Below are 25,689 nucleotides of genomic sequence, written 5' to 3'. Positions count from 1 at the left end.
GGCGCGACGGGGACCGGCGATCGGTCAGTGGCCCTCCGCCCGGACGCGGTCCGCGATGCCCACGGTCAGTTTCTCCGCCTGGTCCTCCAGGTTCCATCTCCCGTCGCGGTAGGCGTGGTTGCTGATCCGGAACACGAGGACGCCGTCGCGCAGCGACCGGCTCAGCAGCCCCAGGGACCAGTCGTTGCCGCCGTCGCGCCAGGCGAGCCGGCCGTCCGGGGTGTCGCGCAGGCTCCAGCCGTATCCGTACGAGTTCTCCGGCTTGCGGGGTGCGGGCGGACGCGGCGGAGGCGTGGCTGGACGCGCGCGTGGCCGTCGCGTGCGGGCCGCTTGCCGAGACCACGCCGAAGCCAAGAAGCAGGCGGTCCTCAGCAGCGCTCCTGATCAGCGCACGCCGGCGCGACCCGCCGGGGCCCTCACTTCCGTCACTCGCCCAGCAGCCGCCTGAGCCAGCGCAGTCGGGCCTCCCGGGCGTCGACCGAGAGCGCGGCCTGCGGCACGATGCCGTCGAAGCCGTGGAAACCACCCGGCCACACGTGCAGTTCGGCGCGTCCTCCGGCCTGCCAGATCCTGGTGGCGTAGGTGACGTCCTCGTCCCGGAAGGTCTCGGCCGACCCGACGTCGATGAAGGCCGGCGGGAGACCCGAGAGGTCGGCCGCGCGGGCGGGAGAGGCGTACGGCGACACGTCGTCGGTGCCGCGCGCCTCGCCCAGCAGGGCGTTCCAGCCGGTCTCGTTGGCGGTGCGGTCCCAGACACCGAGCCCGGCCATCTGGTGGGCGGAGGATGTGTCGTTGCGGTCGTCGAGCATCGGGCACATCAGCAACTGGCCTATGGCACGAGGGCCCTTGAGGTCCCGCGCGAGGAGGGCGAGGGCCGCGGCGAGTCCACCACCGGCGCTGCCGCCCGCCAGCACGATGCGGTCGGGGTCGCCGCCGATCTCCTTGGCGTGGGCCGCCGTCCACAGCAGACCCGCGTAGCAGTCCTCGACGGGTGCCGGGTGCGGGTTTTCGGGAGCCAGCCGGTACTCCACCGACACCACGACCAGGCCCAGTTCCTCGGCCCAGTCCAGCGGCAGACCCAGGCGGTTGTTGCCTACGATCATGCCGCCGGGGTGGGTGAAGTAGACGATCGGGCGGGGGCCGGGCACGGAGGTGGGCCGGCAGATGAGCAGGGAGACGTCCGGCGCGCCCGGCGGGCCGGGCACGGACCGCTCGTGGACGTCGAAGAGCCCGCCACAGCTCAGTTCGTCGTTCGACAGGAGGGGGACGTCGCGGTTGAGCCGCTCCCTCGCCGCGGGGATGTCCTCCGGGGTCGCGCTGGTCGGCACCTGGTCGCCGAGTTCCACGAGAGCGGCGGCCAGCTCCGGGTCGAAGGGCGGAGGGGGTGTGGTCATCTGGATCTCCTGGGAGTTGATCGTCGACGTGACCGCGGTTCCCGCGAAGGAGCAGGGGTAACCGACGTGGGGCGCCGGCGCGGTACGCAAGGCGTGGGGCACCGGCGCGGTACGCCGGCGTGGGGGCGTGCCGGCCCCGGAGCCGGCGGCTTCGCGGCCGCGGTCCGAGGAGACGGCGGTGCTCGCCCCGCTCTCCGAGTGCCCGGCGCTGAGACCGCGGAGCCGGGGCGGGGGGTGCTCACGGCGAGAACGTCTGTGGTCGTCCTCCGACAGGGCGTTCGGCCTCGCTCCGGCGGCCTTGGATCGTCGGCCGGCCACACCCCGCTCGCCCCGCCCCGGGCCACCGTGCGCCGAGGGGACGGGCGGAACCGTAACCGGCTGTCCGGTCCACCGTCCAGCCCCTCACCGAGCGCGACCTCCGGTCCCCCGGCGAGCGCGACCGCCGGCCACTCACACAGCGCGACGGTCCCGGCTGCTCGGGCACCGGCTCCGGCCCGGCACACCCGGGCACCGCCGGCGCGGGCGAGCACTCAGGTCGAATCCCGTTGCTCGATGCTGAGCGGGTCCTCGATCCGTGTGGTGAGCGTCTCCTTCCGGTCGAGTGCCTCGACGACGCGGTGGGCCAGGCCCCGCGCCAGGGTGTCGGTGTCGCGGACGACCGTGGTCAGGGACGGCCGCAGCAGGGCGGAACTGGGGATGTCGTCGACGCCGATCACCGCGAGGTCGCCCGGGACGTCCAGCCCGAGGGACTGCGCGCCCAGCAGCACGGCCATGGCGATGTCGTCGTTGAAGGCGCAGATGCCCGTCACCGGCGGGTCGGCGGCCAGCCAGGCCTTCACCGCCTCCGCGGCACCGTCCAGCTCCAGCGGGACGGCGCGGACGACGGGTTCGGGGAGACCGTGCTCCTCACAGACCTGCCGGACGCCCGCCAGCCGGGGCTGGGCGAGCACATCGAGGCGGGGCAGATCCGGATAGGCATAGCCGAGGCGACGGTGCGAGGCGGCGAGATGCCGGGCCTGGAGCGCGCCGATCGGCTGCTCGGAGACCAGTGGGGGGTGGAGGTCCTGCGAGGGCGTGCCGTGCATCGCCATGACGACCTCGATGCCGACCGCGCGCATGGCCTCGGCCTCGCTCTCGGGGAACTCGTTCAGGGCGAGGACCGCGGCCGGGGTGAGGGCCTTCCAGACCTCCCGCAGGGGCCGGGCGGGCTGCGCCGAGGAGTGCACGAGGAAAGTGAGCTCGTGTTCGGCGAAGGCGTTGGTCAGCTGCTGGATGAGCCGACCGAGCACATGGTGGATCGGCCAGTCCGGCAGCACTCCGAGCACGATGTCGGAACGTCCCGTGCGCAGGGCGCGGGCCGCCGCCGAGGGCGCGTAGCCCAGCCGGGCCGCGGCCTCCCACACCCGTTTGCGGGTCGCCTCGGCGATCTTCTGGTGCGGGGAGTCGTTCAGGACGTAGCTGACCGTGGCCCGTGAGACTCCCGCCTCCTTCGCGACATCGCCGCTCGTCACCCGTCTGCCTCTGGACGTCCCAGCCATGCATCCCCCCTCTGACAGACCTCTTGCCAAACCCCGTGATCGCGGGCTAGCTTACCCGCTCAGTCAACCTACACGTTTAAGTGGCGCGTTTAAGTAACCCTGCGTAGCTGCTCTCGGCGGCCGTACCCGGCACTCCCCCCACACGAGCAGTCCCCGGTACTCAGCGAAGAGGACCCATGTCTCGCCCCACACTCAGCACGAGCAATCCCTGGAAGACCGCGACGCTCGCCGGCATGGCGTCCTATCTGGACTCGGCCGCACTGGTGACCTCGGGGATCGCCATCGGCGGTTACTACGCCGCTCCGCTGCAACTCGCCCCCGGGACCATCGGATCGCTGCTGGGACTGCAGACCCTGGCGTTCGCCGTCGGCGCGCTCTTCGGCGGCCGGCTGGGCGACCGGTTCGGCCGCCGGACGATCTTCACCAGTTCGCTCGTGCTGTACGCCGTCGGTGTCCTGCTGCTGTTGGTGGCGGCGAGCCCCGTCCTGCTGTTCGCGGGTGTGATCACCACCGGTCTCGCCATCGGCGCGGACCTCCCCGTGTCGCTCGCGCTCGTCAACGAGGAGGCACCGGAGGGCAAGAAGGGCACCATGGTGGTGTTCTCCGGCATGCTCTGGCTCGCCGGCATCGTCGCCGCCCTCATGCTCAGCTCCTTCATGGGAGCGGAGGGCATGCTCGGCGGCCGTGTCCTCTTCGCCCATCTGCTGGTCGTGGCCGTCGTCGTCCTGCTGCTGCGGCTCACCCTCAGCGAGTCGGCCGAGTGGGCGGCCGCGCGACAGGCCGCCGATACCAGCCCCAACTCCCCTGCGGAGACAGTGGAGTTCGGCCGCGTCCGGGATCTCTTCCGGGCCCCGACCGGCTACGCCCTGCTCGCGACGGGCCTGTACTACGCCACCTGGAACCTCGGCGCGAACACCCTCGGACAGTTCGGCACCTTCCTGTGGACCTCTCTGGCCGACGGGGAGGTCGCACGGTACTCGCAGCTGTCGCTCCTCGGACTCCCGGTCGGGTTCGTCGCGGGACTGGTGTTCATGCGCGTGGTCGACCGACCCGCCCGGCAGGTCTGGTTCGCCGCCGGGACCGCCCTGATCGTCGTCGCCTGGGCCCTGCCCGCGCTGTTCGGGCCCGGCGAATTCACCCTGGTCGCCGTCATGCTGGTCTCCGGCCTGGGCAACGCCTTCGCCGGTGAGTCCATCTACAAGATCTGGTCCCAGGAACTCTTCCCCACCCTGCTGCGGGCCACCGCGACCGGCGTGACCATGGCCTTCACCCGCGCTCTCGCCGGTCTGGCAGCCCTGGGCACGCCCGCACTCGCACTGGGCCACACCGGGCTGTTCTTCGGCCTGCTCCTCGGCGCCACCGTGGTCTCCGCGGTCATCGGTCTGGTCTGGGTGCCACGTCTGGCCCGGGCCGCCCGGTCCGAGGAGCCCGCCGACGCCGTCCGGCCCGTGGAGCCCGCCGGCCCGAGCAACGCTCCCCTCCCCGACACCACCGAAAAGGCAGCGCCTTGATCCGTCACCACGATTTCCGTCACGCAGGCCTGACGCTGCGCTCCACGCTGCACATCCCCGAGGGCCCGCCGGAGACCCGCCACCCCACGGTGGTGTTCGTCCACGGCTTCACCTCCAACCGGATCGAACTGCCCAACTTCGTCGCCATGTCACGGCTGCTGGCGGCCGAAGGCATCGCGTCGGTGCGGTTCGACCTCTCCGGCCACGGGGAGAGCGACGGCGACTTCTTCGACGTGACCATCACGGGCGAGATCGCCGAGACCCGCGCGGTCCTGGGCACCGTCCGCACCCTCGACTTCGTGGACCCGGACCGCATCGGCCTGGTCGGCATGAGCATGGGCGGGGTGGTGGCCGGGATCACGGCCGGCGACGAGGGGGCGGGGATCACCGCGCTGTGCCTGTGGTCCCCGGCCGCGGTCGCCCCGTTCGAGATCGGCAGCGGATACCTCAAGGGCCGCGAACTCGCCCCCGAGATAGCGGAGAAGGGCTACGTCGACGCAGGCGGCCACAGGATGAGCGCCGCGCTGGTCGCGGACATCGCCGGCCTCGACGTCTACGGACGGTCGAGCACGTACACCGGGCCGGTCCACATCCTGCACGGCGACAAGGACGACATCGCACCCGTGGAGTACGCGCGCCGCTACCTGGACCACTACGGGCAGAACGCCGAACTGGAGATCGTCGAAGGCGCGGAACACGACTGGGGAAGCATCCCCCACCGCACCGCACTGCACGGGTCCACGCTGCGCTTCTTCCAGAGGCACCTCCTGCGATGAACACGTCCGGTCCCACGCCACCCCCCGCGACGGACACCGCGACCTCGGTGACCGACCTGCGCACGGCGGACGACTCCGGTCTCGTCGCGACCGCGTACGCCATGCCACGCCTGTCCTGGTCGCTCTCCGGCGAACGGCCGGGCATCCTGCAACACGCCTACGAGATCGAGGTGTCGACCGGCCCGTCCTTCGATCACGCCACGTCCAGTGGGGAGGTGGTGGCCGACACGGTCACCGACCTCCCTTGGCCCGCACAGCCGCTGGCCAGTCGCGAGGTCCGGTACTGGCGCGTCCGGGTCCGCACCGACCTCGGGTGGACGCGGTGGAGCGACACCGCCCGGGTGGAGGGCGCGCTGCTGGACGACGTGGACTGGGCCGCCCGCCCCGTCCACCTGCCCGATGACCGGGGCCGTACCTCCCCCGGCCCCGTGCCGTTGCTCCGCCGGGAGTTCCACCTCCCGGCGGAGCCGGTCTCCGCACGGCTGTACGTCACCTCGCTCGGCGTGCACCGCACCGCCGTCAACGGCCAGGCCGTCTCCGAGGACCTCCTGGAACCGGGCTGGACCAGCTACCCCGACCGGCTGCTCTACGCCACCTACGACGTCACCGCCCTGCTCCGCGCCGGCGCGAACGCGCTGTCGGCCGCCGTCGGCGACGGCTGGTTCCGCGGCCACCTCACCTGGCACAAGAACCGCGACGTCTACGGCGACACGACGGCGCTGCTCGCCCAGCTCGAAGTGGACCTGGCCGACGGGACCAGGCTCATGGTCACCACCGACCGCCACTGGAGGGGCGGTTACGGCGACCTGCTCGCGGCGGACCTGTACGACGGCTGCGAACGCGACCTGCGCCACGAACCCGACGGCTGGCGTCTGCCGGGCTTCGTCGACACCGACTGGGAACCGGTCGCCGTCCTGCCCCTGCCGAACGGGCTGGCCCAGCGGGCCCATCCGCCCGTGCGCGTCGTCCAGCTCCTCCGGCCCGAGCTGCGGACCCTGCCCGACGGCACCCTCGCCGTCGACGCGGGCGAGAACCTCACGGGCTGGCTGCGGCTGCGCGTCGACGGCCCCCGCGGCGCCACCGTGACCGTGCGCCACGCCGAGGTCCTCGACGCCGACGGCCGCCTGCTGACGAGCATCCTGCGCGGCGCCCGCGCCACCGACCAGTACACGCTGGCCGGCGGCAGCGCCGAGCTGACCCCGGAGTTCACCTTCCACGGCTTCCGGTACGCCGAGATCGTCGCCTCCCCGGGGGTGACGGTCGAGGCGGTCGAGGCCGAGGTCGTCGCCAGCGACCTGCGGCGCATCGGCGAGTTCCGGTGCTCCGACGACCGGGTGAACACCCTGTACGGCAACGTCGTACGCTCCCAGCGCGGCAACTTCCTCGCCGTGCCCACCGACTGCCCGCAGCGGGACGAACGGCTCGGCTGGACCGGCGACATCATGGCCTTCGCCCCGACCGCCTGCGCCACCTACGACAGCGCCTCCTTCCTCGACAGCTGGCTGACCGACCTCCGCATCCAGCAGCGGCCGGACGGCGCGGTCCCGCTGGTGGTCCCCGACGTACCGCTCGGTGAACTCCCGCCCGCCGAGCTGCCGTTCGCCGGAGCCGCCGCCGGCTGGGGCGACGCCGCCACCGTCGTGCCGACCGCGCTCTTCGAGGCGTACGGCCGGCCAGGCATGCTGGCGCGTCACTACCCGGCGATGCGCGCCTGGGTCGAGTTCACCGTCGCCCACCTCGACGAGGACGGGACCTGGAGCGGCAACGCGCAACTCGGTGACTGGCTCGACCCCTCCGCGCCTCCGGAGGACCCGGCGCGTGCCACCACCGACTCCGGGTACGTCGCCACCGCGTTCGTCGCGCACAGCGCCCGGCTGCTCGCCGACGCGGCCCGCGTCCTGGACCGCCCGGACGACGTCGAACGCTACGCGGACCTGCACCGGCGTACCGCCGAGGCCGCCTGGCTCAAGTGGGGGGACCACGCCCGCACCACCCAGACGGGCTGCGCGCTCGCCCTCTGCTTCGACATCGCGCCCGCCGGTGAGCGCGCCGACGTCGCCAAGGAGCTGGCCGCCCTGGTGCGCGCGGGCGGCGGCCGGATCGCCACCGGGTTCCTGGGCACGCCGTTCGTGCTGCCCGCCCTCGGCGACTCCGGTCATGTGGCCGAGGCGTACGAGCTGCTGCTCAACCCCGAGTGTCCGGGCTGGCTCCACCAGGTCGACCGCGGCGCCACGACCATGTGGGAGCGGTGGGACGCGATCCGTCCCGACGGCACCGTCGACGTCGAGAAGGCCGGCACGATGCTGTCGTTCAACCACTACGCCTACGGCGCCGTCGCCGGCTGGCTCCACCGGTCGGTGGCGGGGCTGCGGCCCGTCTCCCCCGGCTACCGCACGATGGAGTTCGCGCCCCGCCCGGGAGCCACGATCACCTCCGCCGAGGCCTCGGTCGTCACCCCGTACGGCACCGCGTCCGTCGCCTGGTCGATCGGCGACGACACCCTCACGGTGCGGGCCGTGCTGCCGCCCGGCACCACCGGACGGTTCAGCGCCCCCGACGGCTGGCGGCCCGCCGAGCCCGTCGGCGAACTCGCCTCCGGCAGCCATCTGTTGTCCCTGCGTCCGGCCTCGGCCCATCGAGCCACGCACCCCGGGAGCCCGTCGGCCTAGGCTCCTGCACGCCCGGTCCCACGACCGGGCCCGCACACGAGCGGCCCGCTGCTCCCTGACACGCGGCGGGCCGCTCTTCCCTGTCTCAGCGCAGGGCGTCGGCGAAGAAGTCCAGCGACCGGTCGACCTCGGCGAGTGCCGGGGTCCGGTTGAGGTGGCCGTGCGGCATGCCGGCGGCCAGGTAGGTCGTGACGTCGACGTCGGACGCGGTCAACTGCCGTGCCAGCAGCTCGGCCGAGGGCCGCAGGTCGTCGTACTCGGAGATCATGACGCGGACGGGCGGGAGGTCGTGCAGCGGGGCGGCGCCCGGCAGCGCCTCGCGCGGCAGGTCGGTGAGCCGGCCGACGTAGTTCTCCACCATGAACTCGATGTCCGCCGTGGTGAATCGCATCGTCGGCGGGAAGTCCGCCATCTCGGCTGCCGTGGCGCTGTCCAGGGCCGGGACGGGGAAGTGCGTGAACGGGTAGGCGAGCAGCAGCAGATCGGCCGGACGCAGCGACGCGTCGCGGTCCCGCAGCGCGGCCGACAGCGCCAGCGCCGCGCCCGCGCTCGCCCCGCCGAGGGCCACCCGCTCGGCGTCGGCGGCGTGTTCGGTCCGCAGCCACCGCCACGCGGCGTGGACGTCGTCCGGCGGGACGGGGTGAAGGACACCGCCCGTCGCCAGCCGGTAGTCGACGGAGGCGACCACGGCCCCGGTCCGCGCCGCCAGTTCGGCCGCGACGACGTGCGCCTCGGGCATGTCGAGGTCGCCGCCGAGGAAACCGCCGCCGTGCGCCCACAGGACGGCCCTGGAGGCGGGTTCGGCGGGCGTGTAGGTCCGCACCGGCACGGGGCCGTGCGGTCCGGGTATCTCACGGTCCTCGACGACGACCTCGGGCTGGGTCCACTCCGCCGGATCCCGGTGGAACGCGCCGAACCGCGCCTGCGCGTCCGGGTCGGCGAGATCAGTGAACGCGAGGCCGGCGATGAGGTGCAGTCGCTCCGCGAGATAGGGGTCCAGGGGCATGGTGACCTCTTTCGGTGATGTCGGGGTGGGCCTGTGGGTGAGCCTGTGGGGGGGGGTGAGCCGGGCCCTGAGCGGCCCGGACCGGCCCGGGGAGAGGTGACCGGGCGCCTTTCGGAAGCGGTGGGCGGCCCCACCCGGGAGGGGCGAGCGCCCTTCGGGAGCGGTGGCCAGCCCGGCCCGGGGAAGGGTGACCGGGCGCCTTTCGGAAGCGGTGGGCGGCCCCACCCGGGAGGGGCGAGCGCCCTTCGGGAGCGGTGGCCAGCCCGGCCCGGGGAAGGGTGACCGGGCGCCTTTCGGAAGCGGTGGGCGGCCCCACCCGGGAGGGGCGAGCGCCCTTCGGGAGCGGTGGCCAGCCCGGCCCGGGGAAGGGGACGGAGAGCCCTTCGGGAGCGGTGCCGGGGCACGCCCGAGGAGGGGTGACCTGGCGTCCTTCGGGAGCGGTAAAGGGGCACACCTGGAGCACGCTGACCGGTACGCCGAGGCGGCGTGGCGGGGGCGACGCGGCCGGCTCGGGGCGCTCTCGCCGCTCCCGGCTCCCGCCGGCTCCCGGCCTCTCGTCCCCGGGTTCCTCGCAACGGCCTCTCGCAGCAGCCACCTCGCGACCGGCCCCCGTCCGCCCCCGCCCCCGGACGGAACCGGCCGCCTCGCGCCCGCCTCCCCGTCCTCGCCTCCCCGCGACCGGCCGGCCCCTCAGGCCGACCCGCGGATCTCCAGCCTGATGCTCGGCTCCATGTGCATCCCGGTGACCGGTGTGCCGTCGAGCGCCGCCCGTACCGAGTCCGCGTACAGCTCGGCGATCCCCGGCAGGTCCTGGACGACCGTGGTCAGCGGCGGCCAGGACACCGCGGCGGCAGGCGTGTTGTCGACGCCGACCACCGCCATGTCCCGGGGCGCTTCGAGGCCGAGCTGCCGCAGACCGGACAGCACGCTCACGGCCACGTCGTCGTTGAAGGCGCAGATGCCGGTGACCGGCTCATCGGCGGCGAGCCAGGACCGTACCGCCTCGGCGGCGGCGCCCGGGGTCAGCGGGACGACCCTGACCTCGGGGGCGGGCAGTCCCAGCTCGGCGCAGACCTTGCGGACACCGTCCAGGCGCGGTCTGGCGAAGACGTCGACCCGCTCGTCGTCGGGATACGCGTACCCCAGACGTCGGTGGGAGGCGGCCAGATGCCGGGCCTGGATGGCACCGATGGCGTTCGCACTCGTGATGCCCTCCTCCTCGCCGAGCCCCGTGTCCTCGTACAGCGCGGCGATCACCTCGGTGCCCGCGGTCCGCATCGCGGAATGGTCGGCCTCGGAGAACGGGGAGAATGCCAGGACCGCGGCCGGGGTGAGAGCCTTCCAGATCTCACCCAGCGGACGAGCGCCGCGGATGCTGGAATGGACGACGAACGTGAGATCGCGCTTTGCGAACGCGAGCGTCAGCTCCTGGACCAGCAGGCCGGTGGCATAGCCGAGCGGCCAGTCGGGCAGCAGGCCGAGCACCACGTCGGAGCGTCCGTAGCGCAGGGTCCGGGCCGCGGCGGAGGGGGCGTAGCCCAGCTTGCGGGCCGCGTCCAGGACGCGCTGCCGGGTCGCATCGGTGATCTTCTGGTGTGCGGTGTTGTTGAGGACGAAGCTCACCGTCGCCCGCGACACACCGGCCTCGCGGGCCACATCCGCACTCGTCACTCTCGCGCCTCGCGGTGCCATCGACGACCACCTTCCACGAACCTCTTGCGCGACGCAGGAGACACAGTTAGTTTACGGGCACCCACTTTAACGTGTTAGCGACACGTTAAAGCTACTCCAAGTAGCGATGATGCGAGGTTTCGCGATGGGACGCCCTACCGACTCATCCGATCGCCGACATTGAAGCAGACGCCCCGCGACGCCCACGAGACGGAGTGACCCTCCGGGTACGTCGCGAGGGGTTTCGTCCGCCGACTCGGCATCGCCCTCCCCGACCGGCAGCCCCTCCCGCCGGCCTCCCACCGAGCACAGACGGATCCGCCCACCAGGCCGGCCGCCTCGGTACCCCCTCCCTCGCAACCTCCCCAATCCGGCCCGCTTTTCCTTTCGGAGACCCTCGATGAAGAGAAGAACCGCACTCCAGGCCTCGATCTGCGTGGTGGCCACGCTCACCCTCGCCGCCTGCGGCGGAGGACAGAGCAGCAGCGGCAGCGACAGCTCCGGCCCGGTCGACCTGACCATCGCCCTGTCCTCCGCGCCCAACAGCCTGGATCCCTCAGCGGTCGCCGTCGGGCCCTTCCTGAACTACATGGACCCCGCCTACGCGACGCTGCTGACCCGCAAGCCCGACGGCAACCTCGGGGCCGGCCTGGCGGACAAGTGGGGCTACGTCGGCAAGAAGAACACCAAGTTCGAGCTGCGCCTGCGCAAGGGCGTGAAGTTCGCCGACGGCACGCCCGTCACCGCCGCCGACGTCGTCAACTCGTTCAAGTACTTCCAGAAGGGCAGCGGCCCCTCCGTCTCCTGGTTCCGTCCGCTGACGTTCTCCACCCCGGACGACTCGACCGTCGTGGTCACCAGCCCCACGCCCAACCCCGACATGGGCACCCTGTTCACGTCCTCGTACATGGGCGGCGCGATCATCAGCCCGGCCGGCCTCAAGGCACCGAAGAAGCTGGCCTCCACGACCTTCGGCGCCGGACCCTACGTCTACGACGCGAAGCAGTCGGTCTCCGGCGACCACTACGTCTACGTGCCGAACAAGAACTTCTACGACCAGGACGCGATCCACTTCAAGAAGATCACCGTCCGGGTCATGCCCAACGTCAACTCCCAGGTGCAGGCCCTGAAGTCCGGGCAGATCGACCTCATGTACGGCACCCCGGACGTGGCGCCGACCGTCAAGGGCGACAAGGCGATCACCACGCTCCAGAAGCCCACCACCTGGGCGGGCCTGTTCCTCCTCGACCGCGAAGGAACCGTCGTCAAGGGACTCGGCGACGAGCGGGTCCGGCAGGCGCTGAACTTCGCCGTCGACCGCGCCGCGATCACGAAGGCGGTCTACGGGGACTACGGGACCCCGGTGGCGCAGCCGCAGATGCCCGGCTACGACGGCTACAGCACGGCCGCCGCGGACATGTACTCCTACGACCCCGCCAAGGCCAAGAAGCTGCTGAAGGAGGCGGGCTACGCCAAGGGCCTGACCATCCCGGTGAACTACGGGTCCTTCGACCCCTCGACGACCAAGATGGTCCAGGCCGTGCAGGACCAACTCGCCAAGGTGGGCGTCACGTTGAAGCTGCGCGCCGCCACGAACTTCGGTGGCTGGATCAACGATCTGCTGACGAAGAAGTACGCGGCCACCGTGCTCTCGCCCGGCACCGGCGGCGAGGCCAACTTCTACGCCCAGCAGCCGCCCTTCAGCAAGGGAGGCATCATGAACGTCTTCGGCGTGGCCGACCCCGACGTCGACGCCGCCTTCGAGCGGCTCGCCACGGCGACCCCGAAGTCCAGCGCGCAGGCGTCCATGGACCTCACCGATGTGATCGTGCGCAAGGCGCTCGCCCTGCCGATCTCCGGTACCGACACGATCGCCATGTACAACAGCAAGCTTCGCGGGGTGAAGTTCCCGGAGGGCGGCGCACAGCTGACCTCCAACACCCTGTGGACCACCGGCTGACGAGGACAGATGTTTCCCATCATTCTCCGCAGACTGGCGCTGTCCGTGCCGCTGCTGGTGATCGTCTCGGCGATCACCTTCCTCCTGGAGTCGTTCGTGCCGGGTGACCCGGCACGGACGGTCCTCGGCATCAACGCGACGCAGGAGCAGTACGACGCGCTGAGGGCGGCCATGCATCTCGACCAGCCGGTCGTCGTGCAGTACTGGCTCTACCTCCGTGACGCCGTGCGCGGCGACCTCGGCAGTTCACTGTTCTCCGGTGAATCGGTGCTGGGGCTGATCGGGCAACGCCTGCCGGTCACCCTGGCGCTGGTGATCGGGGGGACCGTCGTCGCGACCGCCGTCGGCGTGACGCTCGGTGTGTACAGCGCGACACGCGGCCGGGTCAGCCGCCGGGTGTTCGACGTCGTGTCGCTGCTGGGCAGCGCGGTGCCCAACTTCTGGATCGCCCTGGTCCTGGTCGCCGTGTTCGCCGTCAAGTTCGCCGTCTTCCCGGCGACCGGGTACACCCCGTTCGCCGAGTCACCGGGACAGTGGGCGCTCGGTCTGGTGCTGCCCGTGATCTCGCTGGCCATCGGCGGGGTCGCGTTCATCTCCAAGGTCACCCGGGACGCGATGCTGACCACCCTCGGCCTCGACCACATCAGAACGCTGCGGGCCTCCGGCGTCCGGCCGACGTCGATCATCTGGAAGCACGCCCTGCGGGGCTGCGGACTGCCGGTGGTGACCACGATCGGCCTGATGATGATCACCTTCATCCCGGGCACGATCCTCGTCGAGAACGTCTTCACCCTGCCCGGCCTGGGCACCACCGTCGTGGACGCGACCAACCAGCACGATCTCCCGGTCGTCCAGGGCCTCACCATCACGTTCACGGTCATGGTCATCGTGGTGAACCTTCTCGTGGACATCCTCTACAGCCTCCTCAACCCGAAGGTACGGTCGGAATGACCACTGTCGAGGCGCCCCCGAGGGCGCGATCACGGGCGAGGAACAACCCCTTCGCCGGGATAGGGCGCCGCCCCGTCGCCGCCGCGGCGCTGGTCGTGGTCGTCGGGATCACCGTCGCCGTGATCCTCGCCCCGCTCCTGGCGCCGCATCCGCCGCTGGCGCAGGACCTGCTCCACACGCTCTCCGGTCCGTCGGCGAACCATCCGCTGGGCACCGACGTACTCGGCCGCGACGTGCTGAGCCGGCTGCTCCACGGCGGCCGGCCCACCCTGGTCGGCGTGGCCGCGGCCGTCCTGGTGTACGCCTTCGTGGGCCTGTCCCTGGGCGTGCTGGCCGGCTATCTGCGCGGCTGGACCGACCGGATCATCGTCGCCGTGCTGGACGTCATGCTCTCGGTCCCGGCGGTCATCATCACCCTCGCCGTGCTCGCGATCTTCTTCCAGAGCAATGTGGCCGCCATGGTCACGCTCGGCTTCTTCGCGTCCGCGGGCCTCGCCCGGATCATCCGCAGCACCTGTCTGGCGCTGCGCGAGGAACTGTTCGTGGACGCCGCCCGGGTGTCCGGGCTCGGCCCGACGAGGATCATGTCCCGCCACATCCTCCCGCGGCTGACCGGGCAGTTGCTGGTCCCGGTCTTCCTCTTCTCCGGCAACGCCCTCGCCATCCAGACCGGCCTCGGCTTCCTGGGCCTCGCCACCCCCGCGCCCGCCCCGAGCTGGGGCGGCATGGTGGGCGAGGCCGCGCAGATCATGCAGCAGGACCCCTATCTGCTCTTCGTCTCCGGCGGAGTGATCGGCCTGATGTCGCTGTCCTTCGGGCTCGTCGGCGACGGCCTGCGCGACATCGAACAGGACCGGCGGCAGGCGACCGGCGGCCGGGCGCGGCGCCCCGTCCCCGTGGCGGCCCCCGACAAGTCCGCCGAACCGTCGGACGCCTCGCAGCCGGCCGGGACGATCCTCGCCGTGCGCGACTACTCCATCGCCTTCGGCACCGCCCAGGGGCCCCGCACCGTCGTCGACTCCATCGACTTCGGCGTCCGCCCCGGCGAGATCTTCGGCCTCGTGGGCGAGTCCGGCAGCGGCAAGACCGTGACGGGCCTGTCCCTGCTCGGACTGCTCCCGCCCAATGGAGCGGTGACGAGCGGCGCGGCCTGGCTGGCCGGCACCCGCGTCAGCGGTCTCCCGGACCGGGAGCTGCAGCGCCTGAGGGGCCGCGAGATCGCCCTGGTGTCGCAGGAGCCCATGGTGGCGCTGGACCCGTTCTTCACCATCGGCTCCCAGCTCGCCGAGGTGATCCGACGCACCAGCGACGACCCTGGCGGCAAGGACGCCGTACGGCAGCGGATCCGTGAGCTGCTGACCAGCGTCCAGCTGCGCGACCCGGACGATGTCGCGCGCCGGTACCCGCACGAACTCTCCGGCGGCATGCTCCAGCGCGTCGTCATCGCGATGGCGCTGGCCGGGTCGCCCAAGGTGCTGATCGCCGACGAACCCACCACGGCACTGGACGTGACCGTGCAGGCGGGCATCCTGGACCTGCTGCGGTCGCTGCGCGACGAGCACGGCATGGCGATCATCCTGATCACCCACGACCTGGGCGTGGTGGCCGACAGCTGCGACCGCGCGATCGTGATGGAGCAGGGCCGGATAGTGGAGGAGGGCTCGGTCGAGGACATCTTCTACCGGCCCCGGCACCCGTACACGAAGAAGCTCATCGAGAGCACTCCCAGCATCGCTCGGACCGAGGGCAGGATCGCGTGACCGGACATCCCGTACTCCAGATCGACGGCCTCGCGGTGCGCTACCCGGGCCGCGGCTTCCGCAAGCCCCCGACCACCGTCATCGAGGAGGTGTCGTTCGAGGTCGGCCGTGCCGAGACGGTGGCCCTCGTGGGCGAGTCCGGCTCGGGGAAGACCACCATCGGCCGAGCGGTGCTGGGGCTCACCCCGGTCAGCGGCGGACGCGTCCTGCTCGACGGGCAGGACATCACCCGCCTCACCGGCCGGGCCCGGCGGCTGCTCGCCCCCGACCTCCAGGCGATCTTCCAGAACCCGTACGGGTCGCTCAACCCGGCGCTGCCGGTGGGCCGGACGCTGGCCGAGCCGCTGCTCGCCGGCTCCTCCCGGTCCCCCGGGGAGGTCCGCGACGACATCGCGGAGCTGCTGCGCAGGGTGGGGCTGCCGGAGGACGCGGCGGACCGGTACCCGGCGCAGTTCAGCGGCGGTCAGCGTCAGCGCATCGCCATCGCCCGGGCGGTCGCCCGCAAGCCGAAGCTGATCATCTGCGACGAACCGACCAGCGCCCTCGACGTCACCACCCAGGCGTCGGCGCTGAGCCTGCTCGCGGAGCTCCAGTCCACGCTCGGCTGCGCGTATCTGTTCATCACGCACGACCTGGCCGTCGTCAAGGAGTTCGCGGACCGCACCCTGGTCCTGCAGCACGGACGCATCGTGGAGGAGGGAAACAGCGTCGATGTGTGCGACCGGCCCCGGCACGAGTACACCCGCCGTCTGGTGGCGGCCGCACCCGTGCCCGACCCGGACCTGCAGCGGCAGCGCCGGGAGCAGCGGTCGCTTCAGCTCTCCAGCGGCTCGTAGTCGAACCAGTCGAAGTGCGCGGAGGCCGCGGTGGCGAACATGCCGAACACCCGGCCGGTGAAGCCCCCGGCGACCTCCGTGGACAGGTACCGGCCGTCCAGCGAGGCCAGTTCGACGTAGGTGCCGTCCGGTTCCTCGAAGCCGAGCGAGACGTGGTCGGGGCCGGTCCGTGCGTCGGTCATCGGCGTGGGGGCCGTCTCGGCGCGGAGCACCACGGGCCCGGGGGGTACGGGCCGGGATGCCACGACCGTGTTCAACGGGCCGATGCGGGCGCGGACCCGCACCTGTCCGGCGCTCGTCTCGACCGAGTAGTGGTGCAGTTCGTCGAGGCGTACGGCGAGGCCGCCGCTCCCCTGCTCCTCCGTCGCGTCCACCAGGGTTCGCACCCGGCACGACGGGTGCTGCTGGCGTCGTCCCACGAACGTCACGTCGGCGTCGTCGAGCGATTCGCCGCGGGCCCGCAGGGTCAGTGAACCGGGCCGTTCCTTGGTGGTGCAGTCCTCCGGGAGCCGCCGGCGCAGCGAGATCCACTGCGGCGCCAGTTCGGCGGCGTCGAAGTCGTCCCGGCGCTCCGGTGCGGCGGCGGGCGGGCTGAGAGGCCAGGGCGGTGCGGGCATGGCGGTCGACAGTTCACCGACGACGGGCCAGCCGTCGACCCACTCGACCGGCACCAGGTAGGTCTCGCGGCCGAGCACGTGCCAGCCGGGGGTGCCGCCGCCGGGCCGTACGCCGAGCAGGACCATCCACCACGAGCCGTCGGGTCCCTGCACGAGGTCGGCGTGGCCGGTGTTCTGGATGGGGTGGTCGGTGCCGCGGTGGCTGAGGATCGGGTTGTCCGGGCAGGGCTCGAACGGGCCCGTGGGACTGCTGCCCCGGGCGATCGAGACGCCGTGGCCCCGTTCGGTGCCGCCCTCGGCGATGAGCAGGTACCAGTGGTCGCCGATGTGGTAGAGGTGCGGTGCCTCGGGGGCCTTGGCGCCGGGTGCCCCGGACCACAGCTGCCGGCGGGTGCCGGACGTCTCCCCGGTGTGGGGGTCGAGGCCGATCTGTCCCACTCCGGCGGTGGTGCACCAGCAGGTGCCGTCGACGTCCCAGGCGATGTCGGGGTCGATGCCGTGCACGCCGGTCAGCCGGATCGGGTCGGACCAGGGCCCGGCCGGGTCGGTGGCGGTGAACAGCAGGTTGCCGTCGCCGCTGACGTTGGTGACGATCAGCCAGAAGCGGCCGTCGTGGTGGCGCAGGGTGGGTGCGTAGATCCCGCCCGAGGAGGCCGTGTCCAGCGGGAGCCGCAGTTGGCTCGGGCGGTCGAGGGCGTTGCCGATCTGGGTCCAGTGCACCAGGTCCCGGCTGTGGAAGAGGGGGACGCCCGGGAAGTACTCGAAGCTGGAGCAGGCGAGGTAGTAGTCGTCGCCCGCCCGGCAGACGGAGGGATCGGGGTAGAAGCCGGGGATCACCGGATTGCTGACGGTGGGGTCCGTCTCGGACACGCTGGTCACCCTCAGGGGTCCTTTCGCAGTTACGAAAGTTTCTCTGCTGCTGTGGAAAGTTTCTTGAGCAGGCTAGTGAGGGTCGTCCGGACGGTCAATGGCCTCTCCGGTCGGCCTCCGGGGGCGGAGCGGTGCTGGCCCGGACCGTCAGGGTCGTCGCGATCTCCAGCCCGGCCTGGGGGGCCCGCTCGCCCCGGCCGAGCGTGAGCGCCAGTTCGGTCGCGGCCACGGCCATCTCGGTCAGGGGCTGGTGCACGGTGGTCAGGGGCGGGTCGACCCAGGCCACGACCGGCAGGTCGTCGAATCCGACGACGCTCAGGTCGTCGGGGATCCGCAGTCCCGCCTCGCGTGCCGCCTGGTAGACGCCGAGCGCCTGGAGGTCGTTGGTGGTGAAGATCGCCGTCGGACGGTCGGGCAGGGCCAGCAGGGAACGCGCCGCGCGCTGTCCGTCCTCACCGGTGAGGGGGGCGTGCACGACGAGTTCCGGGTCGACCGGCAGGCCGGCGGCCTCCATCGCGGAGCGGTAGCCGTCCAGGCGGGCGCAGCAGTACAGCTGGTCCCGCGGTCCGGCGATCATCGCGATGCGGCGGTGGCCGAGTTCGGTGAGGTGACGGGTCGCGGCCCGGCCGCCGGACCAGTTGGTGGCGCCGACGAACGGGACGTCGTCGGGCAGTTCCGTGGCCGGGTCGAAGACGACGAACGGGATGCCCTTGGCGGTGAGTTGCGCCCGCTCGGCCTCGGACAGCTGGGCCACGGACAGGACGCAGTTCGGCCGCCGGGAGACGGTGTCGTCCCAGGTGAGCGGGTCCGAGTCGTGCAGGCCGAACTCGGAGACCATGACGCCCACGCGATGGCGGCGGGCGACCCGCTCGACACCCCGGATGATCTCGGCCGCCCACAGGTGCTCCAGCTCGCGGAACACCAGCTCCACGACGTTGTTGCGCTGGGCGCCGGTCGGCTTGCGGTAGCCGTACCGGTCGACCAGTTCCTCGACGCGGGCGCGGGTGTCCGGGGAGACGCCCGACCTGCCGTTGATCACCTTGGAGACGGTGGGGACCGACACCCCCGCCGACTCGGCGATGAACGCGATCGTGACCGGCCGGGACGTGTCGCCCTGTCCGTCGTCGCCGTCCGGCGGCCCGTCGGCCGTGTGCTCCGCCAAGATCGCCTGCCCGTCTGCTGGTTGTCCCCGGTTCATTCTGGCATCTCGTGTCGCCGCGACTGTGGTCTCCGACGCGTCCCCATGTTAATTTCTCCGCCGCTGAGAGAGAAACTTTCTTTCTCTCCCGAGTTCGCATCTCCCGGCCCCCGGGCCGGTCCCACGCGTCGCACACCCCCACTTCAAAAGGTGCACGTGATGACGAGAAGACTCGCAGGCGGACGACTCGCAAGCGCACTGACGGCGCTGCTCCTGGCGCTCGTCCTGCTCCCGCTGATGCCCGCCAACGCACGGGCCGCCGATCCGCCCGTCCCCCCGGCCAGTTCCCCCGCCGCCCGCAGCGCGGTGGCGGCCATGCAGCCGGGATGGAATCTGGGCAACACCTACGACGCCATCCCCGACGAGACGTCCTGGGGCAACCCCCCGGTGACCCGGGCCCTCTTCCAGAAGGTCAGGTCGCAGGGCTTCAAGAGCATCCGCCTGCCCGTCACCTGGGGCATCCACCAGGGCGGCGCCCCCGACTACAGGATCGACGCGGCCTGGATGGCGAAGGTGCGCCAGGTCGTCGACCTGGCGCTGGACGAGAACCTGTACGTGCTGCTGAACATGCACCACGACTCCTGGATGTGGGTCAACACCCTCTCCGGCGACCATGACGCCGTCCTCGCCCGCTACCGCGCCACCTGGACGCAGATAGCGGCGGAGTTCCGCGACAGGTCGCCCCGGCTGGCACTGGAGAGCATCAACGAGCCCACGTTCTCGAACACCTCCGGCGACGACGAGAACTACCGGCTGCTGGCCGAGCTGAACAGGGTCTTCCACCGCATCGTCCGCGACTCCGGCGGCGGCAACGCGAACCGGCTGCTCGTGCTGCCCACCCTGTACACCAACGCCGACCAGGGCCGCCTCGACGCGCTGGCCGCCGAACTGGCGGCGCTGCGCGACCCCATGGTGGCCACGACGGTCCACTTCTACGGCTGGTGGCCGTTCAGTGTGAACATCGCCGGGTACACCCGGTTCGACGCCACCTCGGAGCAGGACCTCACCGCCACCTTCGACCGTGTGCACGCCGCGTTCACCGCGCGCGGCATCCCCGTCGTCATCGGCGAGTACGCCCTGCTGGCCTACGACCACAACCGTCCCGGCATCATCCAACGGGGAGAGCAGCGCAAGTACTTCGAGTTCCTGGGCGACTACGCCCGCCGCAAGAGTTTCACCACCATGCTGTGGGACGCAGGTCAGTTCCTGAACCGCAACACCCTCCAGTGGCGCGACGCGGAGCTGTTCGGGCAGATCAAGTCGAGCTGGACCACCCGTTCCGGGACCGCCTCCAGCGACGAGGTGTTCCTGCCGCGGTCGAGTGCCATCACCGCCGAGGAGCTCACCCTCAACCCGAACGGCACCGACTTCCAGGGGCTGCGCCACGGCTCCCGCAACCTCGTCCAGGGCCGGGACTACACGCTCTCCGGCGACCGGCTCACCCTGACGGCCACCGCGCTGACCCAGCTGGCCGGCGACCGTGCGTACGGGGTCAACGCGACGCTGGAGGCGCGGTTCTCCCGGGGCGTGCCCTGGCGGATCGATGTGATCACCGCCGACAGCCCGGAGCTCTCGGCCGCCTCCGGCAGCACCACCGGTCTGTCCGTCCCGACCCGGTTCCGGGGCGACCGGCTCGCCACCATGGAGGCCCGGTACGACGACGGGAGCAACGCGGGCCCGGCGAACTGGACCTCGTACCAGCAGTGGGACACCGCGTTCTCGGCCTACACCGACGACGCCATCAAGCTGACGGCCGAGTTCTTCACCTCCCTGCGGGAGAACTCCCGGGTGACGCTCACCTTCCACTTCTGGAGCGGTGCGAAGGCGACGTACCACGTCACCAAGTCGGGCGGCACCGTCACCGGATCACCCGCCTGAGGCCGGCCGTCGGACTGGCGGGGCGGTCGACGCAGTGGAGCATGCCGCACCGGCACCCTCCCACCAAGGCGTCGCCCGCCCCGCCCAGGTCGATGACCAGCGGCGGACGCTCTACTTCGGCTGCGTCGCGATCTGGATCAGGTTGCCGCAGGTGTCGTCGAAGACGGCGGTGGTGACGGGGCCCATCTCCACGGGCTCCTGGACGAAGCGCACACCGAGTCCGCGCAGCCGCTCGTACTCCGCGCGCACGTCGTCGACGGCGAACTGGGCGAGGGGGATGCCGTCCTCGACGAGAGCGTCCCGGTAGGTCCTGGCGGCCGGATGACCGGCGGGCTCCAGGAGGAGTTCGGTGCCGTCGGGCTCGTCGGGCGAGACCACGGTCAGCCAGCGGTCCTTCTCGCCCACCGGGACGTCGTGCTTCTTCACGAAGCCCAGGATCCCGGTGTAGAACTGCTCGGCCCTGGCCTGGTCGTCGACGAAGACGCTGGTCAGATGGATCTTCATGGGGTGTTCTCCTGGCGCTGTCCGGAGGTGTCGGTCACGGGCCACCGCTCGGTTATCCGCCGCAGTGGGGTCGTGTCGATGTCATGGAATTTGTAGCGGCCCTCCCGTCGGGTCTCGACGAGTCCCGCGGACTCCAGCACGGCCAGGTGCTGGGAGACCGCCTGACGCGAGATCCCGAGCTGATGCTTCATGCTCAGGCGGGAACAGATCTCGAACAGTGTCTGCCCGGACTTCTCGGTGAGCTCGTCGAGGATGACGCGGCGCGTGGGGTCGGCCAGGGCTTTGAACAGGTCGTCGGCCACACCCCCAGCATAGGCAAGTAACCACTTGCCTATCAAGCGCCGGCCGAGGCCCCTCCCGCCGGGTCTACAGCGCGAACAGCTCCGCCGCGTTGTCGTGGCACACCGCCCGCAGCCACTCGTCACCGAGGCCCAGGCGCTCCAGCGCGTGGAGCTGGTGCACGTACGGATAGGGCAGGTTGGGGAAGTCGGAGCCGAGGAGGACCCGGTCGCCGAGGGCCGCCAGCCGGGGCAGGGCCCGGCGGGGGAACGGCATGAACCCCTCGCTGAAGTCGGTGAACGCCATCGTGGTGTCCAGCCGCACCTCCCCGTGCCGCTCGGCCAGACCGAAGAAGTCCTCGTACTCGGGCATCCCCATGTGGGCGACGACCAGCCGCAGCCGGGGGTGCCGGGCCAGCACCCGGGCGATCGGCTCGGGGCCGGTGTGCTTGCCGGGGGCGGGCCCGGAACCACAGTGGATCACCACGGGGACCCCGGCCTCGGCGAGCAGCCCCCAGGCCGGATCGAGGAGTTCGTCGGCGGGGTCGTACGCCCCCACCTGCACGTGGGCCTTGAAGACGCGCGCTCCCGCCTCGACGGCGTCCCGGACGTACGCCTCGACGCCCGGCTCCGGATACAGGGTCGCGGTGTGCAGACAGTCGGGGGTGCGGCCGGCGAAGTCGGCCGCCCAGCCGTTCAGCCACCGGGCCATGCCCGGCTTGTGCGGGTACAGCATCGCGGTGAAGGCCCGTACACCGAACTCCCTGAGCAGGGCGGCCCGTCGGGCCTCCTCGTGCCGGTAGGTGATCGGCCACTCCATCCCGCCGGTCAGCGGTCCGAGCCCGTCGAAGTACTCCCACACCTTGCGCAGGACCCGCTCGGGCATGAAGTGCGTGTGGACGTCGACGAGTCCGGGCAGGGAGAGCGCCTCCCAGAACCGGCGGATCTCGGCGGCTTCCTCCCCGACGGGCATGTCACTCATGGGGGCCATGATCGGCTCCGGCGACGCGCCCGGTCCACCCCCGCGCCCGGAAGCTCCCCTCCCGCCGCGACTGCGTCGCGCCGGCGCGGGTGCCTGGTGTGGTTCGGCGCCGTCCGGGCACTCGGCCGTCGACCGAGTGCCCGGACGGCCTGGAGGTGCGGCATGGCGGTACGGCATCGTCTGATCAAGGTGAGCCCGCGGACCGTGTGGGACGTCCTCGCGGACGGCAGCCGGTACGCGGAGTGGGTCGTCGGGACCTCGGCCTCCGAGCCGGTACGGGGACAGTGGCCGCAGGTCGGTTCGGCGATCGCCTACGAGATCCGGGTGGGCCCCGTGCGACTGGGCAACGAGACGGTCGTCCGGTACTGCGAGGAGGGCGTCGAGCTGGGCCTGGAGGCCCGGGCCGGGGTGCTGGGGACCGCGCGGATCTCCGTCCAGCTGCGCCCCTGGGGGCCGTACTGCCTGGTGATCGCGGACGAGCACCCGTTGCAGGGAGTGGGCGGAAAACTGCACAACGTGGGTGTGGAGGCGGTGATCCAACTGCGGCACCGCACGATGCTCGCCCGGCTCGCCCGGCTCTGCGAGGCCGAGGGCACGCCCGAGCGGGAGCCCCGGGCGGCGGCCGGGGCAGGGCGCTCCGCGAGCCCGCGACAGCCGCACGGGGCCGCGGCGCACGGCGGCGCCGACGGCCATGGCTGACGCCGTCGTCGTCGGCGCGGGCCCCAACGGGCTGGTGGCCGCCAATCTGCTGGCCGACGCCGGGTGGAGCGTCGAGGTCCTGGAGGAACAGCCCGAGCCCGGCGGCGCGGTGCGCCACGACCGGGAGGTCGATCCCGACTTCGTCAACGACCTCTTCAGCTCCTTCTATCCCCTGGCCGCCGCGTCACCGGTCCTCGCCGGTCTGCGTCTCCACGAGCACGGCCTGCGCTGGAGCCACGCCCCGCACGTCCTCGCCCACCCCCTCGGCGACGACAGGTGCGCGGTGCTCTCCCGCGACATCGACGTCACCGCCGACTCGCTCGACACCTTCCACCCGGGCGACGGGGACGCCTGGAGGCGCCTGCACGCGACCTGGGAACACCTCGGCCCCGACATCGTGGACGCGCTCTTCACCCCCTTCCCGCCGCTGCGCGCCACGGCCCGCCTCGCCGTCCGGCTGAGGGCGGCCGGAGGCCTGCGGATGGCCCGCACCCTGGTGGCACCGGTGCGCCGGATGGGGGACGAGGAGTTCCGGGGCGAGGGCGGCAAACTCCTGCTGGCCGGGAACGCCCAGCACGCCGACCTCGCACCGGAGGCCGCCGGCAGCGGCGGCTACGGCTGGCTGCTGTGCATGCTCGGGCAGACGTACGGCTTCCCCGTGCCGGCCGGCGGCGCCGGCGCCCTGACGGCGGCCCTCGTCGGCCGGCTGCGGGCGCGCGGCGGCGCGGTCCGTTGCGGGCAGCGCGTCCGCCGGGTCCTGGTGCGCGACGGGCGGGCCGCCGGAGTGCTCACCGCCGACGGCGAGACGGTGACCGCCCGCCACGCCGTCCTCGCGGACGTGTCCGCACCGGCCCTCTACGGCGAACTCGTCGGCCCCGAACACCTTCCCTCCCAGGTGCTGGCCGACCTCAGGCGCTTCCAGTGGGACTTCGCCACTTTCAAGGTCGACTGGGCCTGCGACGGGCCCGTGCCCTGGCGGGCCGAGGCGGCGGCGAGCGCCGGAACCGTCCATCTGGCCGACGGGGTCGACGAACTGACCCGCTGTGCCGCCCAGATCGCCATGGGCCAGGTACCCGACCGCCCCTTCGCCCTGTTCGGGCAGATGACGACCGCGGACCCCTCCCGCTCGGCCCCGGGCACCCAGGCCGCCTGGGCGTACACGCACGTGCCGCACGTCATCAAGTCCGACGCGGGCGACGAGGGCCTGACGGGCACGTGGAACCGTACCGAGCAGGAACTGATGGCCGATCGCGTCGAACGCCAGGTCGAGCGGTTCGCGCCCGGTTTCCGCTCCCGCATCCGCGCCCGGCGGGTGCTGGCCCCGCCCACCCTCCAGTCCCTCGACCGCAACCTGTACGGCGGCGCCCTCAACGGCGGCACCGCCGCCCTGCACCAGCAGCTGGTCTTCCGCCCCACCCCCGGCACCGGCCGCCCCGAGACACCCGTGGACGGGCTCTACCTCGCCTCCGCCTCCGCCCACCCCGGCGGCGGGGTCCATGGCGCGCCCGGCGCCAACGCCGCCCGCGCCGCACTGCGCAGGCACCGGCTGCCCGGCCTGACCCGCGCCCAGCGCGCCCTCGCCCACCGGGACCGCACGGGCCGGAAGCCCGGCCTCCGCCGGTGACGCCGGACCCGGACGAGGGACGGCCCCGCATGAGGAGCAGGTCCGTACGAGGAACAGACCCGTACGAGGGACAGGAAGAGGAAGGAGGGATCCGCTGTGGATGACAGCCCACTCGTGGACCGGACCGTCGTCGTGACCGGAGCGGCACGCGGCATCGGAGCGGCGCTGGCCCACCGACTCGCCCGCCGGGGCGCCCGCCTGGCCCTGCTCGACCACGACGGACCGGCTGTGGAGGCGACCGCCGCCGCCCTCCCCGGCCCGGCGCTTGCCCTCCGCGTCGACATCACCGACAGTGAGGCTCTCGACGAGGCCGCCGCGACCATCCGTGGGCGCCTCGGCCCACCCTCGGTCGTCGTGGCCAACGCGGGCGTCGCCGAGGGCGGCCCCTTCGCCGCGTCGGACCCCGCCGCCTGGCGGCGGATCATCGACGTCAACCTGATCGGCAGCGCCCAGACGGCCCGGACCTTCCTGCCGGACCTGACGAGGACCGCCGGGTACCACCTGCAGATCGCCTCCCTGGCCTCCATCGGCGCCGCGCCCATGATGAGCGCGTACTGCGCGTCCAAGTCCGGGGTCGAGGCGTTCGCCCACACCCTGCGCGCCGAGACGGCACACCATGGTGTGGCTGTCGGCATCGCCTATCTCGGCTGGACCGACACCGAACTGATCCGCGACGCCGACCGGTACACGGCCGTACGGGAGCTGCGCACCCACATGCCGCCGCCCGCCCGGCACGTGCAGCCCGTCGACACCGTCGCCGCCCGTCTGGCCCACGCCGTCGAGCGGCGCCGCACCGCCGTCTACATCCCGCGCTGGATCCGCCTGACCCAGCTGGCCCGGGCCGCGATCCCACCCCTCGTCCTGCGCGCGACCCGCCGCGCCCTCCCCCGCCTCGAATCCGAGCACCCGTTGCGACCCACAGGCCTCCTCGGCCCCGGCGGCCACTCCGACGCGAGGTCCTGACGGT

General features: G+C 72.2%; 21 protein-coding genes. 11 read left to right on the top strand and 10 right to left on the bottom strand.

The genetic code is table 11. From position 1 onward, the window contains the following. Positions 1-24: 24 nt before the first annotated feature. The 3 genes from HW837_RS23630 to HW837_RS23620 all read right to left on the bottom strand — a co-directional run bounded on the left by HW837_RS23630 (position 25) and on the right by HW837_RS23620 (position 2,932). Entirely contained in the window at positions 25-354 is a 330-nt protein-coding gene (locus HW837_RS23630) for a hypothetical protein (protein ID WP_237270309.1), read from the bottom strand. A 71-nt stretch (positions 355-425) separates the two neighbouring features. Beyond that, a complete protein-coding gene (locus HW837_RS23625; RefSeq protein WP_093789131.1) occupies positions 426-1,394 on the bottom strand; it encodes an alpha/beta hydrolase in 969 nt (322 codons plus the stop codon). Positions 1,395-1,924: 530 nt separating this feature from the next. Beyond that, entirely contained in the window at positions 1,925-2,932 is a 1,008-nt protein-coding gene (locus HW837_RS23620; RefSeq protein WP_045555528.1) for a LacI family DNA-binding transcriptional regulator, read from the bottom strand. Between the two features lie 176 nt (positions 2,933-3,108). On the opposite strand from HW837_RS23620, the gene HW837_RS23615 reads away from it, so the two are divergent. The 3 genes from HW837_RS23615 to HW837_RS23605 are packed head-to-tail and all read left to right on the top strand — an operon-like array spanning position 3,109 to position 7,888. After that, complete coding sequence (locus tag HW837_RS23615; protein ID WP_078853267.1) at positions 3,109-4,443, top strand: MFS transporter; 1,335 nt, start codon at positions 3,109-3,111, stop codon at positions 4,441-4,443. Beyond that, positions 4,440-5,219, top strand: a complete 780-nt coding sequence (locus HW837_RS23610) for an alpha/beta hydrolase family protein (RefSeq protein WP_045555529.1) — start codon at positions 4,440-4,442, stop codon at positions 5,217-5,219. The genes HW837_RS23615 and HW837_RS23610 overlap by 4 nt, the downstream gene beginning before the upstream one ends. Then, positions 5,216-7,888 (top strand): alpha-L-rhamnosidase, encoded by a 2,673-nt coding sequence (locus HW837_RS23605; RefSeq protein WP_093789065.1) that lies wholly within the window; start codon positions 5,216-5,218, stop codon positions 7,886-7,888. The genes HW837_RS23610 and HW837_RS23605 overlap by 4 nt, the downstream gene beginning before the upstream one ends. 85 nt (positions 7,889-7,973) lie before the next feature. On the opposite strand, the gene HW837_RS23600 is transcribed toward HW837_RS23605, so the two are convergent. Beyond that, entirely contained in the window at positions 7,974-8,894 is a 921-nt protein-coding gene (locus tag HW837_RS23600; RefSeq protein ID WP_045555531.1) for an alpha/beta hydrolase fold domain-containing protein, read from the bottom strand. A 690-nt stretch (positions 8,895-9,584) separates the two neighbouring features. Next, on the bottom strand, positions 9,585-10,565 hold the full coding sequence (locus tag HW837_RS23595; RefSeq protein ID WP_234442411.1) for a LacI family DNA-binding transcriptional regulator: 981 nt from the start codon (positions 10,563-10,565) through the stop codon (positions 9,585-9,587). A 400-nt stretch (positions 10,566-10,965) separates the two neighbouring features. On the opposite strand from HW837_RS23595, the gene HW837_RS23590 reads away from it, so the two are divergent. From HW837_RS23590 to HW837_RS23575, 4 genes are read left to right on the top strand one after another with little or no spacing between them, the layout of a single operon-like run. Further along, positions 10,966-12,525, top strand: a complete 1,560-nt coding sequence (locus HW837_RS23590) for an ABC transporter substrate-binding protein (RefSeq protein ID WP_045555533.1) — start codon at positions 10,966-10,968, stop codon at positions 12,523-12,525. Between the two features lie 9 nt (positions 12,526-12,534). Continuing rightward, positions 12,535-13,476: an ABC transporter permease gene (locus HW837_RS23585; protein ID WP_045555534.1), complete on the top strand. Its 942-nt coding sequence runs from the start codon at positions 12,535-12,537 to the stop codon at positions 13,474-13,476. After that, complete coding sequence (locus HW837_RS23580) at positions 13,473-15,236, top strand: dipeptide/oligopeptide/nickel ABC transporter permease/ATP-binding protein (RefSeq protein ID WP_045555535.1); 1,764 nt, start codon at positions 13,473-13,475, stop codon at positions 15,234-15,236. Before HW837_RS23585 ends, HW837_RS23580 begins: the two co-directional genes overlap by 4 nt. After that, positions 15,233-16,072 carry an ATP-binding cassette domain-containing protein gene (locus HW837_RS23575; protein WP_093789063.1) on the top strand — a complete coding sequence of 280 codons (840 nt, stop codon included), beginning with the start codon at positions 15,233-15,235 and terminating at the stop codon, positions 16,070-16,072. Before HW837_RS23580 ends, HW837_RS23575 begins: the two co-directional genes overlap by 4 nt. On the opposite strand, the gene HW837_RS23570 is transcribed toward HW837_RS23575, so the two are convergent. Both HW837_RS23570 and HW837_RS23565 read right to left on the bottom strand, forming a co-directional pair. Further along, a complete protein-coding gene (locus tag HW837_RS23570; protein ID WP_045555537.1) occupies positions 16,051-17,574 on the bottom strand; it encodes a glycoside hydrolase family 43 protein in 1,524 nt (507 codons plus the stop codon). The genes HW837_RS23575 and HW837_RS23570 overlap by 22 nt on opposite strands. Before the next feature lie 79 nt (positions 17,575-17,653). Then, positions 17,654-18,757, bottom strand: coding sequence for a LacI family DNA-binding transcriptional regulator (locus HW837_RS23565; protein WP_193380225.1), 1,104 nt, complete (start codon positions 18,755-18,757; stop codon positions 17,654-17,656). A gap of 159 nt (positions 18,758-18,916) precedes the next feature. On the opposite strand from HW837_RS23565, the gene HW837_RS23560 reads away from it, so the two are divergent. Next, on the top strand, positions 18,917-20,635 hold the full coding sequence (locus HW837_RS23560; RefSeq protein WP_193380224.1) for a cellulase family glycosylhydrolase: 1,719 nt from the start codon (positions 18,917-18,919) through the stop codon (positions 20,633-20,635). 111 nt (positions 20,636-20,746) lie between these two features. Here the strand turns inward: HW837_RS23560 and HW837_RS23555 are convergent, their stop codons facing one another. The 3 genes from HW837_RS23555 to HW837_RS23545 form a co-directional block, all read right to left on the bottom strand. Next, positions 20,747-21,139 carry a VOC family protein gene (locus HW837_RS23555; protein ID WP_045555540.1) on the bottom strand — a complete coding sequence of 131 codons (393 nt, stop codon included), beginning with the start codon at positions 21,137-21,139 and terminating at the stop codon, positions 20,747-20,749. Beyond that, positions 21,136-21,441, bottom strand: coding sequence for an ArsR/SmtB family transcription factor (locus HW837_RS23550; protein WP_045555541.1), 306 nt, complete (start codon positions 21,439-21,441; stop codon positions 21,136-21,138). The genes HW837_RS23555 and HW837_RS23550 overlap by 4 nt, the downstream gene beginning before the upstream one ends. Before the next feature lie 64 nt (positions 21,442-21,505). Continuing rightward, positions 21,506-22,408: an amidohydrolase family protein gene (locus HW837_RS23545; protein ID WP_177261742.1), complete on the bottom strand. Its 903-nt coding sequence runs from the start codon at positions 22,406-22,408 to the stop codon at positions 21,506-21,508. A gap of 153 nt (positions 22,409-22,561) precedes the next feature. Between HW837_RS23545 and HW837_RS23540 the strand changes: the two genes are divergently transcribed. The 3 genes from HW837_RS23540 (at position 22,562) to HW837_RS23530 (ending at position 25,685) form a co-directional block, all read left to right on the top strand. Next, positions 22,562-23,098: an SRPBCC family protein gene (locus HW837_RS23540; RefSeq protein ID WP_078853269.1), complete on the top strand. Its 537-nt coding sequence runs from the start codon at positions 22,562-22,564 to the stop codon at positions 23,096-23,098. Continuing rightward, positions 23,091-24,722: a phytoene desaturase family protein gene (locus HW837_RS23535; protein ID WP_045555542.1), complete on the top strand. Its 1,632-nt coding sequence runs from the start codon at positions 23,091-23,093 to the stop codon at positions 24,720-24,722. Before HW837_RS23540 ends, HW837_RS23535 begins: the two co-directional genes overlap by 8 nt. A gap of 96 nt (positions 24,723-24,818) precedes the next feature. Further along, positions 24,819-25,685, top strand: coding sequence for an SDR family oxidoreductase (locus HW837_RS23530; protein ID WP_193380223.1), 867 nt, complete (start codon positions 24,819-24,821; stop codon positions 25,683-25,685). Positions 25,686-25,689 lie beyond the last annotated feature (4 nt).

This window comes from Streptomyces caniscabiei (genome assembly GCF_014930365.1).
Classification (GTDB): Bacteria; Actinomycetota; Actinomycetes; order Streptomycetales; family Streptomycetaceae; genus Streptomyces; species Streptomyces caniscabiei.
This window is presented reverse-complemented; position numbering and strand designations above follow the sequence as displayed.